A 16052-nucleotide genomic window follows, 5' to 3' on the forward strand; every position below is an offset into this window, starting at 1 on the left:
GTCATGCTCCCATGCGCACCGCGCCCAGACGGCGGCGGCGTTTGAAGACGATCTGGCCCAACACCCAGAAGCTGAAGCGGAACAGCAGGGCCAGCAGGATGTACAGCACCATCACGACGATGTAGATCTCGAAGCTGCGGAAGGTTTCCGAGTCGAGCAGGTGGGCGGCGGCGGTCAGCTCTTCGGCGGAAATGGCCGACACCACGCTCGAGGCGAGCATCATCAAGGTGAACTGGCTGGCCAGCGCCGGATACACTTTTTCCAGCGCCGGCAGCAGCACAACATGGCGCATCACTTGCCAGCGCGTCATGCCCAGCGCCTGCGCCGCCTCCAGCTGCGAGGGATGCACGGCGCCGATACCGGCGCGCACGATTTCCGCCGCATAGGCGCCCAGGTTGACCGTCATGGCGACGAGCGCGGCACCGTTCGCGTCCAGTTGCAAGCCCAGCGACGGCAAGCCGAAGTAAATGATGAACAGCTGCACCAGGAACGGCGTGCTGCGGATCACCTCGACATACGCGCGCACCAAAGCACGGGCATAGGCGGGACCATTCTTCAGGATGACGGCGGCGCACACGCCCACCGCCAGTCCCAGCACCATCGCCAGGGCGCTCAGGCGTATCGTCAGTGCCGCGCCCCACAACAAGCGGTCCAGCGATTGCATGACGAGTTCGAAATGAAATTCATACGGCATACTCAACTCCTTATCTACGTGCGCATCCCCGGCGACGCCACCACGGTGGCGCGCCGTACGGACAAACACTTTCCCTATGCGGCTTGCGGTATCAGAAGGTCGGCAATGGCGGCAGCGGTGCGCCGCTCCACTTGCGCGCGATGGCGTCGAGTTCGCCGTTCAGCTTGACGTAGTAGATGAAATTGTTGAGCCACTGGTGCAGCTCGAAGTCGCCGCGGCGCACGGCCATCGAGTTCGGTTGCACGGAATACGTGAACCTGACCTCGATCTTGCCCGCGCCGCGCGTCTTGATGATGTCGAGCGCCATCGTGCTGGGGATAGAGACGGCATCGACCTGCTTGCTGAGCAAGGCCTGGGTGACGGTGGCGTCGTCCTCGAAACGCACGATGGCCGTGCCGGCCGGCGCCATGCGGCTCAGCGCCGTGTCATTCGTGGTGCCACGCGTCACGCCCACCTTCTTGCCTTTCAAATCGGCCAGGGCCTTGAATTTGCCGCCGACCGGCGCGACGATCGCCAGTTCAAACGCGCTGTAGGGCATGGTGAACATCAGGGTCTTGGCCCGTTCCGGCGTGGGCGCCAGGGTCGCCACGAGGAAATCGACCTTGCCCGATTCCAGCGACGGCACGCGCGAGGGCGCCGTCAGGGGCACCACTTCCACGGGCAGGTTCATGTATTTACCGATCAGGTTGGCGACATCGACGTCATAGCCGACGGGCGCGCCCTTGGCGTCGATGCTGCCAAACGGCGGCGTGCCGCTGACCACGCCGATGGTCAGCTTGCCTTTTTTGATCAAGTCGCCAAGCGTCTGGGCGCCGGCATCGGCCGCCGCACCGAGGGCGCAGGTGGCTGCCAGTGCGCAAGCCAGTGCGCAAGCCAGTGCGCAAGCCAGTATCTTCGAATAGAACAGTGTCGTCATCTTCATGTTTCCGTCTCCTGTGATCCCGGTACCGGCCTCGTCGAGGCACTTCCGGGAATAGTGTCAAATGGACGATTTATTTCGTCTCTTGCCGTATCACTCCAACTGCATGCCAACCATTGCCCTGCCTGACTATCCACGCCCCTTTCCAGCGTGAACACACTCTATGAAACCGGTTCCATAACTTACCCAAAAAAAAGGGCAACGCCCTCCCCCCCGTCAATCACCGCCCTTGCCCGCAATTCCTCCCTGGGTGGAATTACGTACAATCAACTTACCTGGCAACAGCACCTCGCGCGGCGGGCACTGCTCGCCCTGCAGGCGCGACAGCATGCACGTCATCGCCGAAAAGCCGATTTCATAGGTCTGCTGCTCGATCGTGCTCAGGCCCGCCAATGGCGACCACGGCAATTCGTCAAAGCCCAGCAAGCCCACGTCCTGTGGCATGCGCAATGCCAGGCGCTGCAGCATCAGCGCCAGTTCCAGCGCCACCATGCCGTTCGACGCCAGCAGCGCCACGCGGCGGCCGCGCCACTGCGCCAAGCATAGACGCACCTGCGCGTCGATGGAAGGCCGGTCGTCCAGGTCCACCGCCAGCACTTCGCCCACGCAGCCCGGATGCTCGGCCATCACGGCCTGGAAACCGTCGGCGCGCATCAGGCGCGAACTGACGCCCGTCAATGGCGGCGAGACGAAGGCGATGGCGTCGAAACCCTGCTCGATCAAGTGTTGGGTTGCCAGGCGGCCCGCCTGCACATTGTCCAGGCCCACCAGGTCGAAGTCGGCGCCCTCGATGCGGCGGTCGACCAGCACGATGGGCATGTCCGCCTGCTGCAAGTCGGACGACTGAATATTGCGCCCTTGCGTGTTGACGATCAGCCCTTCCACGCTGTACGAGCGCAGCGCGGCCAGCGACTGCCGCTCGCGCTGTTCGTCATTGCCGGTATTACACAAAATCAGGGTATAGCCATGTTGCTGGCAAGCCGCTTCCACGCCTTGCAGCACCGCCACCGTGTAGGGATTGAGCATGTCGGCCACGACCATGCCGATCAGGCGCGTGCGGCCGCGCTTGAGGCCGCGCGCCATCTGGTTCGGCTGGTAGCCGAGGCGCGCGATGGTGCTTTCGATCTGCTGGCGGATGTTCTCGGACAAAGCGTCCAGTTCACCGCCGAGAAAGCGCGATACGCTGGTCTTCGACACGCCCGCCTCGCGCGCCACCTGGGCGATGGTCACGGGCCGTGCCGGCTCGCCGGAGAGGGTTTTTTTATTGCCGCGTACTGAATCCAAGCTAGCTCTCCACTACCTGTTGACGTTCATATTTTTATTTTGGAACCGGTTCCAAAGATAGCACCCACGCATCGATGACGCAAGCGATTTGATGACTTGTGGTGGCGAAAGCACACGCTGGGGCAAATGTGAAAAGCGCCACCCTGCCCCGGAAAATGCGGAGGGGGCGGCGCGATGCTGTCACGACTGTTTTACTGGACCACGGTATAGCAAGGCACATACGCCGTACCCGCCAGTTTCATGCGGTGCTGCGCCACGAATGAGGCCAGCAGCGCATCCATGGGGCCGGCGATGGATTTATCGCCATGGATCTCGAAGTTGCCATGCTCTTCGATCGAGCGGATGCCGTCATCCTTGACGTTGCCCGCCACCACGCCGGAAAACGCGCGGCGCAGCTGGGCCGCCAGCAAGTGCGTGGGCTGGTTCTTGTGCAGGCTCAGGTTGCGCATGTTTTCATGCGTGGGCTGGAACGGCTTCTGGAACTCGTGGTCGATCTTCAGCAGCCAATTGAAATAATACGCGTCGCTGTGCGCCTTGCGGAACTCGCGCACCAGGCGTATGCCTTCGAGCATTTCGCGCGCCACCAGTTCCGGGTCATCGATGATGATTTTATAGCGCTGCTGCGCTTCCGGGCCCAGGGTGTCGCTGATGAACTGGTTGATCTGCACGAAGTACTCGCGCGAGGTTTCCGGCCCCGTGAAAATCAGCGGGAACGGGATGTCCGCATTGTCCGGGTGCAGCAAGATGCCCAGGATGTACAGGATCTCTTCGGCCGTACCCGCGCCGCCAGGGAACACGACGATGCCGTGACCGGCGCGCACGAACGCTTCCAGGCGCTTTTCGATGTCCGGCATGATGACCAGGTCATTGACGATGGGATTCGGTGATTCGGCCGCGATGATGCCCGGCTCGGTGATGCCCAGGTAGCGGCCATTGTGCAAACGCTGCTTGGCGTGGCCGATGGTGGCGCCCTTCATGGGGCCCTTCATGGCGCCCGGGCCGCAGCCGGTGCAGATGTCGAGGCCGCGCAAGCCCAGCTGGTAGCCCACTTCCTTCGAATAATTGTATTCGGCGCGGTTGATCGAATGGCCGCCCCAGCAGACGACCAGGTTCGGGTTGAGCTGGGTTTGCAGCACATTCGCGTTGCGCAGGATGTGGAAGACGGCGTCCGTCACGCCTTCCGTGCTCTGCAAGTCGAACTTCGGGTTGCCCGTGACTTCATCGCTGACGAAGATGATGTCGCGCAGTACGGCAAACAGGTGCTCGTGGATGCCCTTGATCATCTTGCCATCGACAAAGGCGATGGCTGGCGCGCCCTTGATGTCGAGCTTGATGCCGCGCTCGCGCTGGATGATGGAGATTTCAAACGATTGGTAGCGCTCCAGCAAGGCGCGGCCATCGTCGATGGTGCTGCCGCAATTCAAGACCGCCAGCGCGCAGCGGCGGAAAGTGTTGTACAGGCCGCCCTGGCTGGTGTCGAGCAGTTTGTTGACTTCAGTCTTGGAGAGCACGTCCAGGCGGCCTTCCGGTGAAACCAGAGTATCGATAACGTCGTGTTCCATAATGCGAAAAATCCCTTTAAAAATCGATGCTCGAAGGTCTTGCGACCTTAATATACGACAAGTCGGGCAAGTTGTGCTGTGCCGCCGCAAAATCGCCCGGGCCGCCCTTGCCTGCAAACCGGTTTGATTAATATGAAACAGTCATTCTTGCTAATGCGAATGGAAACCTTCTTTCAGCGCAATTTGTAGATTAGAATGCCTGCCTATTGGAATTCCCGTGCGTGAGGTTCTTCATGAGAGTCCCCGCCGCCCGCAGGCTTCCATAAGTTTGTTGTATCGATTGACTATAATAATTTTTCAGGAGGAACCGCATGAGCGGTGCGACTACGCCCAACAAGGAAGCCGTTATTCCCGAGTTCAAGCAGATTATGGGCCATCCAAGCCCATTGTGGATGTTGTTCATGACTGAATTCTGGGAACGCTTCGCGTTCTACGGAGTTCGCTGGGCGCTGGTACTGTACATCGTTGCCCAGTTCCACGGCGGCGACGGTTCGGGACAGGCAGCGGCCAACCTTACCTACGGTTCCTTCCTCGCGCTGGTGTACGCCGGCGCCCTGTTCGGCGGCTACATCGCCGACCGGGTCATCGGTTACCAGCGCTCGATTCTGCTGGGTGCCGTCTTCATGGCTGCCGGCCTGTTCTGCATCTCGGTACCGAACCAGGACATCTTCAACCTGGGCCTGGCCACCATGATCGTCGGTAACGGCATGTTCAAGCCGAACATCTCGACCATGGTCGGCAAGCTGTACACGACCGCCGATCCGCGCCGCGACAGTGGCTTCACGATCTTCTACATGGGCATCAACATGGGCGCCATGGCCGCCCCTATCTTCACGCAATGGCTGGCCGGGTCGATCTTCGGCACTAGCGACATGCCTGCGTACAAGATGGTCTTCATGGCCTCCGGTTTCGGCATGCTGATCAGCCTGGTATGGTTCTTCATCGGCCGCCGCGCCCTGAAGGGCATCGGCGCACCGGAAGCCGGTGCCGGCAACCCGATGCGCGTCATCTGGGTCGCCCTGGGCTGCCTGTGCGTGATCCCGCTGATGTACTTCCTGCTGACCGTCGGCGCTGAAAAGCTGCAAATCGTCCTGACCGTGCTGTTCGTCGGCCTGGCCGTGATGCTGATGATCGAAGGCATACGCAACGGTAAAGTGGCGCGTGACCGCGTCATCGCCATGCTGCTGATCTTTGTCTTCAACATCCTGTTCTGGATGTTCTTCGAACAGGCTGGCAGCTCGTTTACCTTCCTGGCTGACAAGATCGTCAACCGCGACCTGGGCTTCTGGATCTTCCCGACCGCCTACTTCCAGACCGTCAATTCGGTTGCCATCATCGTCTTCGCGCCTATCATCGCCGCCGTCTGGGTCTTCCTGGCACGCCACAACGTCAATCCGTCGATCCCGCGCAAATTCGGCCTGGGCTTGCTGGGCAATGCGCTGGCCTTCGGCCTGCTGATCTTCGCTTTGTCGAGCCTGGTTGGCGCCGATAACAAGATCCCGTTCTGGACCCTGGCCTCAGTGTACGTACTGCAATCGATCGGCGAGCTGTGCCTGTCGCCTATCGGCCTGTCGATGGTGACCAAACTGGCGCCAGTGCGCCTGGTTGGCCTGGGCATGGGCGGCTGGTTCCTGTCGACCGGTATCGGCAACAACCTGTCGGGCATTTTCGCCAGCCACGTCAGCGGCACCAGCGGCATGTCGGTGCAGTCGGCCCTGTCCGGCTACACCTTCGGCTTCTGGTCCCTGCTGGGCGCCGGCGTGATCCTGTTCCTGATCGCACCGCTGATCAACAAACTGATGCACGGCGTAAAGTAAGCGTTCTGCCTTGGATAAAGACGGCGGCCTGCGGGCCGCCGTTTTTCATGGCGGCGCCGGTTTCCCCCTTGCCGGGCGGTACAATACGGCCAGGGCCAGCGGCCATCCACCAACTTATACAAAGAATCCCATGTCCAGCATCTCCACTACCTCACCCCTCTCCGACGACGAATACGCCGAACTCGACACCCTGCTGGCCGCGCCCGCCTTGGCCGGCGCCGCCATGGACGTATCGATGCTGGAAGGCTTCCTCACGGCCATCGCCCTGAGTCCGAAGCAGATCACGCCGGAACAATGGCTGGCATGGGTCTGGGACAAGGTGGCCGGCAGCGCCGCGCCCGCACAGGACGAAGCCTGCGAACGGGCGGCCAGCCTGGCCCGGCGCCACCACGCCTACATGGTCGAATGGCTGGCGAAAGACCCGGACAGCTTCGAGCCCATCTACGTCTGCGGCCCCGAATGGAGCGTGCCCGCCTGGTGTGCCGGTTTTGTCCTTGGCACGAGTCTGGACAAGCCCCAGTGGGCGGCCCTGGCCGTCAGCCACCCGGAGTACCTGGCGCCGTTCCAGCACCTGGCCACGGCCAGCGCACTCGATGACGATGCGGCCGAAACGGCCATGGATGGCGTGATTCCCGCGGTCATCGCCATCAACGCCGCCTGGGCGCGCCAGCGCCACCTGAAACAAAGCCAGCCGGGCGCCACCGTGCTGCGTGAACTGCCAAAAACGGGGCGCAACGACCCGTGCCACTGCGGCAGCGGCAAGAAGTACAAGAAATGCTGTGCCGACGCCGATAGCGCGGCCAGCTAAGGACGCATCTCCTTGCGCCTGCTGCTGACGGCCCTGCTGCGCTTCCTGCTGCGCCACGCGCTGCAGTTCGCCCTGTTCATCGTCATCCTGCTGGCCGGACGATCGCTGCTGGCCGAATGGCGCGCCTACAGCGCCGGCAGCGAGACCGTCACGGCGCTCAGGCTGGCCGCCGACGGCGCCGAGCATCATGGCGCCGGCCTGGCCGAGGCGGCCACGCTGCGCGTCAACGCCCTGCAAAAGGCCTCACAAACGGCCTCGCAAGCGGCCATCGCCGCCCGCCTGGAGCAAGTGCAAACGCAACTGGCAGCCTTGCGCGCGCGGCAGCAACCGTCGCTGTTTTCCCTTCCCCTGCCCGACACGAACACCCTGGCCTTGCATGCGCAAGATGAAGCGGCGCGCCGCGTGGAAATCGAAGTGCTGGCCCAGGAAGCCCGTTATCTGAGCGCCCTGCAGGCGGCGATCAGCGGCGAAGATGCGCGGTACACGCTGGCGCGCCTGCATGCGGAACACGTCAGCGCGTATGCCGCGCTGCAGCACAACCTGGGCCAGCGCCGGGAACTGGAAGCGCAGCACCCGGTCGCGGCGCGCCTGCCTGGCAGCGACGCTTACGCGCAGCTGTCGCGCCTCGAAGCGGAAGGTCAGCGCTTGCGCGACATCAACCTGCAAGCGTATCGCGCCTGGGCAGCGCAGCGCGCGCGCACCAACAATGCGGCCCGCCCCGCCCCATTCGCCATCGACAACGCGGCACTGGCCGGCGCACTGGCGCCCGTGCAGGCGGCCATCGCCACGAGCGAGGCGCAGCTGGCGCGCAACTGGATCGCCCGCTGGCGCGCGCCCGTGCTGGACGTGGCGCCCACGGCCGCCCTGCTGGTGCTGTCGGCCATCCTTCTGCCCGTCGCCATCAAGGCCTTCTTTTACTTCGTGCTGGCGCCCCTGGCCGCGCGCTTGCCGCCGCTGTCGATCGCGCGCGCGCTGCAAGCCGGCGATGCCAGCCTGCCCCTGCCGCCGCAGGGCGAATCGCGCATTTCCGCCGTCTCGCAGGCATTGCTGCTGCAGCCGGGCCAGCAGATGCTGATCCACCCCGCATACCTGCAGTCGTCGCCCGTCAGCAGCACCAAGCGCACGCAGTGGCTGCTGGACTGGCGCTTCCCGTTCACCAGCCTGGCGGCCGGCATGGTGGCGCTGACGCGCCTGCACAGCGACGTGACTGCATCCGTGACGATTTCCGCCAGCGACGATCCGCTGCTGGAGATCGCCGTGGTCCACCTGCCGGCCGGCAGCGCATTGGTATTCCAGCCACGGGGCCTGGTGGGATTGATCTGCGACTCGAACCAGCCGCTGGCGATATCGAGCCACTGGCGCCTGGGCAGCCTGCATGCCTGGCTCACCCTGCAGCTGCGCTTCATCGTCTTTCGCGGCCCCGTCACGCTGATCGTGCGCGGCTGCCGCGGCGTGCGCCTGGAGCGAGCGGGCCAGGGCCGCGCCATCAGCCAGTCCGCCACCCTGGGTTTTAGCACCGACGTGCTGTACTCGACGATGCGCAGCGAAACCTTCCTCCCCTACCTGCGCGGCCAGCAGGCACTGCTCAACGACCGCTTCGACGGCAAGAATGGCGTCTACCTGTACGAGGAAACCCCGCGCCACGGCAAGCAGCCGGGCAAGGTGGGCAGCTGGTTCGAGGGGTTGACGGACGCCATTTTGAAAGTGTTCGGCATCTAGCCGCGAAAATATGATGGACGATTTCCTGTTTGCCGATTTTCTCGAGGACCAGGCCGCGTATGCGGCGGCAGAGGCCTGGTGGCAGGCACGCCTGGCCTTCCTCGACGGCCAATGCGCGCCGTATCTGCGCACCGCGTTTGCGAATGGCCAGCCGTTCCATGACGGCAATCCCATCGTCAACCTGGCCGACCGCAACGCTGGCAAGGCGGCGCGCATCGTGCAGCAATGCCCGCGTGAATTCGGCCACGACTACACGAGTTTCGAGCAAGTCATCGAGCTGGCCGACGGCGATGGGCATCGCCCGGCACAGGAAAAGATCATCGTGCTGACCTTGACGCAGGCGGCGGCGCAGCGCGCCGAGGATGAACTGCGTGCCTGGTTTGATCCAGCGTAAGGCGCGCTACCAAAGGTAGGCCATGCGCACACCGACGTTGCGCTGCTCGCCATAATTGCAGGCCCGTGCCGAGAAACATGAGGCGACATGGTATTTGTCGAACAGGTTCTTGACCGTCATGCTGACGCTCAGGCCACGCCAGTCGCTGCGTGCCTGGCCCAGGTCATAGCGCAGCGACAGGTCGGCCAGCGTGAACGCCGGCGCCTGGAAGGTATTGTCCGCATCGCCCCAGCTGGCGCCGACATGGCGCACGCCGGCGCCGGCCGACAGGCCACGCAAGCTGCCCGCGAAGGCGTAGTCGGCCCAGGCGGACGCCATCTGCCTGGGCACTTCATACGGCGACTTGCCCTGCACATTCGTGCCCCACATGTCGGGATTCGCCTTCGTCACTTTCAGGGGATTGTAGGTCAGGGACGCCAGCAGTTTCAGCTGGCTGCTCGGCTGTGCCGCCACTTCCAGCTCGATACCGCGCGAGCGCACCTCCCCCTGCTGGATCGAAAAATTCGGGTCGTCCGGGTCCGTCGTCAGCACGTTCTGGCGGCGCAGTTCGAATGCGGCGGCAGTCACGGACAGATGCGCGCCCGGCGCATATTTCACGCCAACCTCCACTTGCCGGGCCGTTTCCGGCTCGAATGGACGGTCAAGGCGGTCGGCACCGGAAACGGGCGAGAACGATTCGCTGTAGCTGGCGTAAGGCGCCAGCCCGTTCGCCGCCAGGTAGGTGATGCCGGCGCGGCCCGTGAATGCCCTGGGCTTGCGCAAGGTCGTGGTCGATGGCGATGTCAGCAGGTTGCGCTGCTCCTGGCGCGTCCAGTCCTGGCGCCCGCCCACGGTGAAGACCCAGTTGCGGTACTGCGCACGGTCTTGCAGGTACGCGCCCAGCTGCCGGTTATGCTCGCGGCGCAGGGCGTCGGGCGCCAGCACCGCCAGGTCCAGCGCGCTGCCGTAGACGGGGCGGTAGATATCGATCTGCGGACCGTCGGCGATATACGAGCTGAACGAAGTATTGCTGCGGCTGTAATCGATGCCGGCAACGACTTCATGGCGCAACGCGCCGGTCGCCACCTGGCCCGTCACGCTGGTGTCGAGCGAGTACACGCTGCCCTTGCCGTCGCGCGTATCGATCTCGCGGTTGGTGATCGCCTTGTCGATTAAATTGCCGTAACGAAACATATACTGTTCATGGTTATCCGCGTGCAGGTAGCGGAAGTTCTGCCTGACCGTCCATCCGCTGTCGAAGGTGTGGCGCGCCGCGTAGCCAGCGGATGCCACGTTCGTCTCCTCGTGGTCGAAGCCGGGCTCCCCCAGGAAACGCGTCAGCGGCAGGCGGCCGTTGGGATTACTGCCGTTCAAGGCCTCCCACTGGACATTCGACGATTGCATGGCGCGATTCTTCTGGATAAAGCCCAGCAAGGTGATGCTGGTGCGGGCGTTCGGTGCCCACGTCAGGCTGGGCGCCAGATAGTAGCGGTCGTCCTTCATGTAATCGATCTGCTGGTCCGCATCACGCGCCAGCCCCACCAGGCGGTACTGCAGGCTGCCATCGTCCGCCAGCTTGCCGCCCATGTCGAGGGCCAGCTGCTTGCGCGCGTAGCTGCCAAGCGATAGTTCGACCTGGTTCAGCTGGTCCGCCGCAGGGCGCTTGGCGACGAAATTGACGATGCCGCCCGGCGCATTCTGGCCGTACAACACGGACGAGGGCCCCTTCAGCACTTCCACGCGTTCGGCACCATACGGCTCGACGCCAAAGAAGCCCAGCGTCCCCATGGGCATCAGGCGCATGCCGTCCAGGTAGAACGCGCCCGAAAACTGGCTGAAGCCGCGCACCGACAGGCTGTCATCGGCGGGATTGGCGCCTGCCGTGTTGCTGCGCAAGCCGGCCGTGTACTGGATGGCGTCGTTCAGGGTACGCACGCCCTGGTCATCCATGCGGTCGCGCGTGATGACGGACACCGATTGCGGCACTTCCAGCAAGGAAGCATCGGTCTTGGTGGCCGTACTGCCCCGCCGCGCCACATAGCCGCTCACCTTGCCCCACGGGTTTTCCTCTTCCGCCTGCGCGCTGACGGTCACGGGCGCCATCGTCTGCACGCCGTCCGCCGCCGCGCCGGTAGCGGACGCGGTGGCGGCGCGCAACGCATAGCCCCCACCGGCCGTGCGCACGGCAGCGAGTCCGGTGCCGGCCAGTACGCGAGCGAGCGCATCGTCCACCGCATAGCTGCCGCTGACGCCGCCGCTGCGCAAGCCTTCCGTCGCCGCCGAGCCAAAGGCGATCAGCAAGCCCGCCTCACGCCCGAGCCGGTTCAATGTCGCTTCCAGCGGCCCCGCCGGGATGGCGTAGTGGCGCAGGGCCTCTGCCTGCCCGACCGTCTGCGCCTGCGCCGGCCCGCCGGCCAGGCTGGCCAGTGCGCCCAGGCACAGGGCATGTACCAGGTGGGCGAGCGGCGTCATTGCCAGCAGGCCCGGTGCGCGCAAGCGCGTGGATGGATGAAGTGTGCTGCGATCGTTCATGGCATGCCTTCGTATCATGGGATGGGTGGAACGGGCCAAAACCTGCGCCCTCACTTCCCTTGACAAGGCGGCGTGCAAAAACAGTCCATGTATTTTCAGTTTAATTTTTCGACGCGCGTGGCCGCAGCGTGACCCAGTAACGCGTCAGGTAATGCAGCTCGACGGGAAAGGCTTGCGTCAGCGCCAGCAGTACCTTGTCGGTATCGGCCAGCGGATAGGCGCCCGACACCAGCAGATGCGCCAGCGCCGGGTCGCATCCCAGGTGGCCGCGCCGGTGGCGCGACAACTCCTGCAGGAAGGCGTCCAGGCGCATGTGCGCGGCGACCAGCATGCCGTCGGTCCAGGCACCAGCAGTGGCATCGAGGATGTGCGCCGCGCCCACGCCGTCGCGGGTAAAACTGCCCTCCTCGCCCGCCTGCAACACGCGTGACTGGGCGTGGGCCGCCGCAGGCTGCAGCTCGACGGCGCCCTCCAGCACGCCGACCTGCACGAAGCCGTCGTGCTGGCGCACGATAAACCGCGTGCCCAGCGCCCGCGCCGTGCCATCGGCGGTGTGCACGAGGAAGGGCCGCCGCTGTGCATCGGGCGCCGTCTGCACCAGTACCTCGCCGCGCAGCAGCTGCACCACGCGCGCGCTGGCGTCATAGCGCAGTTGGATGGCGCTATCGGTATTGAGCACCAGCGTGCCGCCGTCCGGCAGGCGCAAGGTGCGCCGCTCGCCCGTGGCCGTGCTGGCATCGGCGCTCCACGCCTGCCATGCGGAGCCCTGGCGCAGCATGGCGGCGCTGCCGCCCACAACCACCAGCACCGTCAGCAGGCGCACCGCGCGGCGCCGATGGGCGCCTGCGGGCGCGGCCAGGGCGGCGCCAGCCAACGGCGGCGGAATGCCGGCCAGCTGGCCGCTGACCGCCTCGATACGCTGCCAGGCCAGTTCATGTTCGGCGTCCTCGGCGCGCCAGCGCCGCCATGCATTGAGCTGTACCGCAGTGGCGTCGCCACCCTGCAGCGCCAGCCACCACTGCACGGCCTGCCGCGCCACGGCAGGCGCCACGCGTGCGGCAGCGTCTGCTCCGCCCAAGGGGGCCTGCACATCCTCACTCATCGTGCTGCTCCGGGAAAAAACAGCGCAGGGCCGCCCTGGCCAGATGCCGCTTGACGGTGGACAGGGAAATTCCCAGCTCGGCGGCGACCTCCTGCTGCCCCATGCCGTCGAGCTGCACCAGCAGGAATGCTTGCCGTGTCTGCGCAGGCAGCGCGGCCAGGCGCCGATCCAGCTCCACCAGCCGTTCCAGGAACATCAGGCGCACCTCGGGCGGCGGCGCCACCGGTTCCGGCATCAGGGCAAGGGCATCGAGGTAGGCCTGCTCGATGGCGCGCCGGCGCACATGATTGATCAGCAGGTTACGGGCGATGGTCGTCAGGTAGGCGCGCGGCTCCTGCACGCCTTGCATGCCCTGCGGCGCGAGCACGCGCAGGAAGGTGGCCTGTGCCAGGTCGGCCGCGTCGAAGGCGTTGCCCACCTTGCGCTGCAGCCAGCCGCGCAACCAGCCGTGGTGCTGGCGATACAGAATGGCGATGTCATCGAAGTCATGCAGAGAGACGTGGTCGGCGGACATGGAGCGGCAGGTCTGGCGTATAGCGCAAACTTAATGAGAATTATTCTCAATTATAGGCAGAAGTGAGCAGCTCGGCAAGATCAGTGCCGACGATACCCTGCCCTGACACTGGCTTCCGACGCAACAGCCGAATCCTGCCTTGCGATCCGCAGCGCCGATATCTCTTACTTGGCGGGCCGCCACAGTCCGCCGGGGAGAAGCGCACAGCTTGCGCGCTACGCCGCCATCGAATGCGACACCGTCAGCCACTCGCCCGGTTGCAGGCTGGCCGCCGCCTCGCGGGTGGCCAGCACGCTGTCCGGGTCCAGGTCGGACCGGTTCAGCTTGTAGGAATAGGCGAAATCATCGGCATCGAATGCCTGCCCCGCCTTGACGTAATACTTGAAGCCGACAAAGGAGTCGGGATTGGTGACGACAGTGTATTCAAGCGTGACGCTGTTCATGGCGGGCCTCGTCGACGTTGGTAGAGTATCCATTATGCGTCAATTCCAGCGGCAGCGACGCGAGGGCTAATCCTTGCGGCAAGTCAATAGCCCTGCCCGCCGCTGGCGCTACAGTAGCCTGAGCCCACCACCAGCCATTACTGCCATGCGCACCTTGCTCAAGAAGATCAGGAACACTCTGGCGCCGCAAGCGAGCCTGCCGGCGGCGCGCATGGAGCGGCTGTCGGATCGGCGCGGCCTGCCCGCCGTCGACCCCGGCCCGCAAGCCGTCGTCAAGGCCTGCACCGCCTGGCTGTGCGCGGCACAGGACCATTCCAGTTCCAACGACGGCGGCGTCGCGCGCGACTACAGCCTGCTGACAGGCTGGGCCAGCTCCTACCCGGAGACCACCGGCTACATCATCCCCACCCTGATCACCCTGGCGCAGCGCATGGGCGACGCTGGCCTGCACGGGCGGGCGCGGCGCATGCTCGATTGGTGCGTGGCCATCCAGTTCCCCGAAGGCGGTTTCCAGGGCGGGAAGATCGATTCGCTGCCACGCGTGCCCGTTACCTTCAACACGGGCCAGATCCTGCTTGGCCTGGCCGCCGGCGTCGAGGCGTACGGCGCGCCCTACCAGGACGCCATGCAGCGCGCGGCAAGATGGCTGCGCGACAGCCAGGATGCCGACGGTTGCTGGCGCCGGCATCCGACGCCGTTCGCCAGGCCCGGCGACAAGGCCTACGAAACGCACGTGGCCTGGGGCTTGTTCGAAGCGGACCGCATCGCGCCGGGCCACGGCTATGGCGCGGCGGGCCTGCGCCAGGTCGACTGGGCGTTGACAAAACAGCGTCCCAATGGCTGGTTCGATTCGAACTGCCTGGACAACCCGCTGCTGCCCCTGACCCACACCATCGGCTACGCCTTGCGCGGCGTGCTCGAAGCGCACCGCTTTGCGGGGCGCGCCGACCTGCTGGACGCCGCCGTGCGCACCGGCACGGGCATCGCCAACGCCGTGGCGGCCGATGGCTACCTGGCGGGCCGCCTCGGTCCCGACTTCCAGCCCGCCGCCGATTACGCCTGCCTCACGGGGTCCGCGCAAATCGCGCATTGTTTGTTCCTGTTGTATCGGATCACCGGCGAGCGGCGCTACCTCGACGCGGGGCGCCGGCTGAACCGTTACGTGCGGCGCTCGATCAGCATCGACGGTCCCGCGCACGCACGCGGCGGCGTCAAGGGCTCGTTTCCCGTCGATGGCGATTACGGCACCTGGGCTTACCTGAACTGGGCCGCCAAGTTCTGCATCGATGCCAACCTGCTGGAAATACAAATTGGCGATGCTTGAAAAGACAAAAAGCGCCATCCATGCCGCGCTGGAAGCGTGGCGCCGCGCCGCCAGCGTACGGCACCTGCGCCAGAGCAGGCCCCACGTGACGCGCACCAGCTTGGCCGCCGGTCTGGCGCGGCTGGGCATCGCGCACGGCGATACGCTCTTCGTGCATTCCTCGCTGAAAAGCCTGGGCTATGTGGAAGGCGGCGCGGCGACCGTGGTCCATGCCCTGCAGGACGCCGTCGGCCCGCAAGGCACCCTGCTGCTGCCCACCTACTATCTGCCCGGCGGCACCGTGCGCGCCACCTGCGCCATGCCGGACTATGTATTCGACCCGCGCCGCCATGGCACGCACATGGGGCGGTTGCCCGAAGCGTTCCTCGCCAGCGCCAATGTCCGGCGCAGCATCCACCCGACTCACTCCGTGTCCGCGTGGGGCCGCCATGCCGCCGATCTCACCGAGGCGCACCACCGCTCCCCCTCGATCTTCGGCATGGGCTCTCCCTGGCAGCGCTTCATCGGCTGCGAGCACGCAAAGGTGCTGGGCCTGGGCATTTCCATGGGACCCGTGACGTTCTATCACACGCTGGAAGACGCCATGGGCGACGCCTTTCCCGTGCCCGTGTGGGAACACGATGTAAAGCTGCTGGCCTGCCTGGACCACGCCGGCCGGCGCTGGGAGGTGCCCGTGCGCCCGTTCGACCAAGCCGTCGCCCAGCGCCGCATCGACCATGCAAGCCGGGATGACTTGCGCGATTATTTTGCGCGCGAATTCGATGCCGCCGGCCTGCGCGTCAATGGGCAAGTTGGCGACGCGGCGTCGTGGTGCATTCCCGCGCAGGCGTTTTATGCGCACCTGCACCAGCTGGCGTCCGAACACGTGACGATCTACGCCAGCGCGGCGCAGTTGGCGGCGCGGCCCATCGGGCACGCATAAAAAAACCGCCCGGATCGTCATGACACCGGGCGGTTTTCC

Annotated in this window: 14 protein-coding genes; 6 read left to right on the top strand and 8 right to left on the bottom strand. The window is 65.0% G+C overall.

Going from position 1 to position 16052, the window contains the following annotated elements:
• Position 1 precedes the first annotated feature (1 nt).
• The 4 genes from O0882_RS15175 to ppnN form a co-directional block, all read right to left on the bottom strand.
• Positions 2-694, bottom strand: coding sequence for an amino acid ABC transporter permease (locus O0882_RS15175; RefSeq protein WP_071076791.1), 693 nt, complete (start codon positions 692-694; stop codon positions 2-4).
• A gap of 91 nt (positions 695-785) precedes the next feature.
• Positions 786-1616: a transporter substrate-binding domain-containing protein gene (locus O0882_RS15180; protein ID WP_289949238.1), complete on the bottom strand. Its 831-nt coding sequence runs from the start codon at positions 1614-1616 to the stop codon at positions 786-788.
• 213 nt (positions 1617-1829) lie between these two features.
• Complete coding sequence (locus tag O0882_RS15185) at positions 1830-2897, bottom strand: LacI family DNA-binding transcriptional regulator (RefSeq protein WP_289949239.1); 1068 nt, start codon at positions 2895-2897, stop codon at positions 1830-1832.
• A 191-nt stretch (positions 2898-3088) separates the two neighbouring features.
• Positions 3089-4459 carry a nucleotide 5'-monophosphate nucleosidase PpnN gene (gene ppnN, locus O0882_RS15190; RefSeq protein WP_116744802.1) on the bottom strand — a complete coding sequence of 457 codons (1371 nt, stop codon included), beginning with the start codon at positions 4457-4459 and terminating at the stop codon, positions 3089-3091.
• Between the two features lie 311 nt (positions 4460-4770).
• On the opposite strand from ppnN, the gene O0882_RS15195 reads away from it, so the two are divergent.
• The 4 genes from O0882_RS15195 (at position 4771) to O0882_RS15210 (ending at position 9197) form a co-directional block, all read left to right on the top strand.
• Positions 4771-6276: an oligopeptide:H+ symporter gene (locus O0882_RS15195; RefSeq protein ID WP_289949240.1), complete on the top strand. Its 1506-nt coding sequence runs from the start codon at positions 4771-4773 to the stop codon at positions 6274-6276.
• 130 nt (positions 6277-6406) lie between these two features.
• Positions 6407-7084: a UPF0149 family protein gene (locus O0882_RS15200; RefSeq protein WP_289949241.1), complete on the top strand. Its 678-nt coding sequence runs from the start codon at positions 6407-6409 to the stop codon at positions 7082-7084.
• A 12-nt stretch (positions 7085-7096) separates the two neighbouring features.
• Positions 7097-8803, top strand: a complete 1707-nt coding sequence (locus O0882_RS15205; protein ID WP_289949242.1) for a hypothetical protein — start codon at positions 7097-7099, stop codon at positions 8801-8803.
• 10 nt (positions 8804-8813) lie between these two features.
• A complete protein-coding gene (locus tag O0882_RS15210) occupies positions 8814-9197 on the top strand; it encodes a hypothetical protein (RefSeq protein WP_289949243.1) in 384 nt (127 codons plus the stop codon).
• Positions 9198-9203: 6 nt separating this feature from the next.
• Here O0882_RS15210 and O0882_RS15215 read toward each other — a convergent pair whose 3' ends face one another.
• The 4 genes from O0882_RS15215 to O0882_RS15230 all read right to left on the bottom strand — a co-directional run bounded on the left by O0882_RS15215 (position 9204) and on the right by O0882_RS15230 (position 13767).
• Positions 9204-11708: a TonB-dependent siderophore receptor gene (locus O0882_RS15215; RefSeq protein ID WP_289949244.1), complete on the bottom strand. Its 2505-nt coding sequence runs from the start codon at positions 11706-11708 to the stop codon at positions 9204-9206.
• 100 nt (positions 11709-11808) lie between these two features.
• Entirely contained in the window at positions 11809-12810 is a 1002-nt protein-coding gene (locus O0882_RS15220; protein ID WP_289949245.1) for a FecR domain-containing protein, read from the bottom strand.
• Positions 12803-13324 (bottom strand): sigma-70 family RNA polymerase sigma factor, encoded by a 522-nt coding sequence (locus tag O0882_RS15225; protein WP_289949246.1) that lies wholly within the window; start codon positions 13322-13324, stop codon positions 12803-12805. Before O0882_RS15225 ends, O0882_RS15220 begins: the two co-directional genes overlap by 8 nt.
• A 215-nt stretch (positions 13325-13539) precedes the next feature.
• The gene (locus O0882_RS15230; protein WP_289949247.1) at positions 13540-13767 is read right to left on the bottom strand and encodes a hypothetical protein; all 228 of its coding nucleotides are present in this window, start codon (positions 13765-13767) and stop codon (positions 13540-13542) included.
• Positions 13768-13912: 145 nt separating this feature from the next.
• Here O0882_RS15230 and O0882_RS15235 point away from each other — a divergent pair, with 145 nt between their 5' ends.
• Together O0882_RS15235 and O0882_RS15240 are read left to right on the top strand one after the other, a co-directional pair.
• Positions 13913-15091 carry a hypothetical protein gene (locus tag O0882_RS15235; protein WP_289949248.1) on the top strand — a complete coding sequence of 393 codons (1179 nt, stop codon included), beginning with the start codon at positions 13913-13915 and terminating at the stop codon, positions 15089-15091.
• Positions 15084-16013: an AAC(3) family N-acetyltransferase gene (locus O0882_RS15240; RefSeq protein WP_289949249.1), complete on the top strand. Its 930-nt coding sequence runs from the start codon at positions 15084-15086 to the stop codon at positions 16011-16013. Before O0882_RS15235 ends, O0882_RS15240 begins: the two co-directional genes overlap by 8 nt.
• The last annotated feature ends 39 nt before the right edge of the window (positions 16014-16052 follow it).

This window comes from Janthinobacterium sp. SUN073 (genome assembly GCF_030397665.1).
Classification (GTDB): Bacteria; Pseudomonadota; Gammaproteobacteria; order Burkholderiales; family Burkholderiaceae_D; genus Janthinobacterium.

Bases quoted from the DNA above. Each gene is read 5' to 3' on its own strand.
- O0882_RS15175 (WP_071076791.1), bottom strand. From the start codon at position 694: ATGCCGTATGAATTTCATTTCGAACTCGTCATGCAATCGCTGGACCGC.
- O0882_RS15180 (WP_289949238.1), bottom strand. From the start codon at position 1,616: ATGAAGATGACGACACTGTTCTATTCGAAGATACTGGCTTGCGCACTG.
- ppnN (WP_116744802.1), bottom strand. From the start codon at position 4,459: ATGGAACACGACGTTATCGATACTCTGGTTTCACCGGAAGGCCGCCTG.
- O0882_RS15195 (WP_289949240.1), top strand. From the start codon at position 4,771: ATGAGCGGTGCGACTACGCCCAACAAGGAAGCCGTTATTCCCGAGTTC.
- O0882_RS15200 (WP_289949241.1), top strand. From the start codon at position 6,407: ATGTCCAGCATCTCCACTACCTCACCCCTCTCCGACGACGAATACGCC.
- O0882_RS15210 (WP_289949243.1), top strand. From the start codon at position 8,814: ATGATGGACGATTTCCTGTTTGCCGATTTTCTCGAGGACCAGGCCGCG.
- O0882_RS15215 (WP_289949244.1), bottom strand. From the start codon at position 11,708: ATGAACGATCGCAGCACACTTCATCCATCCACGCGCTTGCGCGCACCG.
- O0882_RS15220 (WP_289949245.1), bottom strand. From the start codon at position 12,810: ATGAGTGAGGATGTGCAGGCCCCCTTGGGCGGAGCAGACGCTGCCGCA.
- O0882_RS15225 (WP_289949246.1), bottom strand. From the start codon at position 13,324: ATGTCCGCCGACCACGTCTCTCTGCATGACTTCGATGACATCGCCATT.
- O0882_RS15230 (WP_289949247.1), bottom strand. From the start codon at position 13,767: ATGAACAGCGTCACGCTTGAATACACTGTCGTCACCAATCCCGACTCC.
- O0882_RS15235 (WP_289949248.1), top strand. From the start codon at position 13,913: ATGCGCACCTTGCTCAAGAAGATCAGGAACACTCTGGCGCCGCAAGCG.
- O0882_RS15240 (WP_289949249.1), top strand. From the start codon at position 15,084: ATGCTTGAAAAGACAAAAAGCGCCATCCATGCCGCGCTGGAAGCGTGG.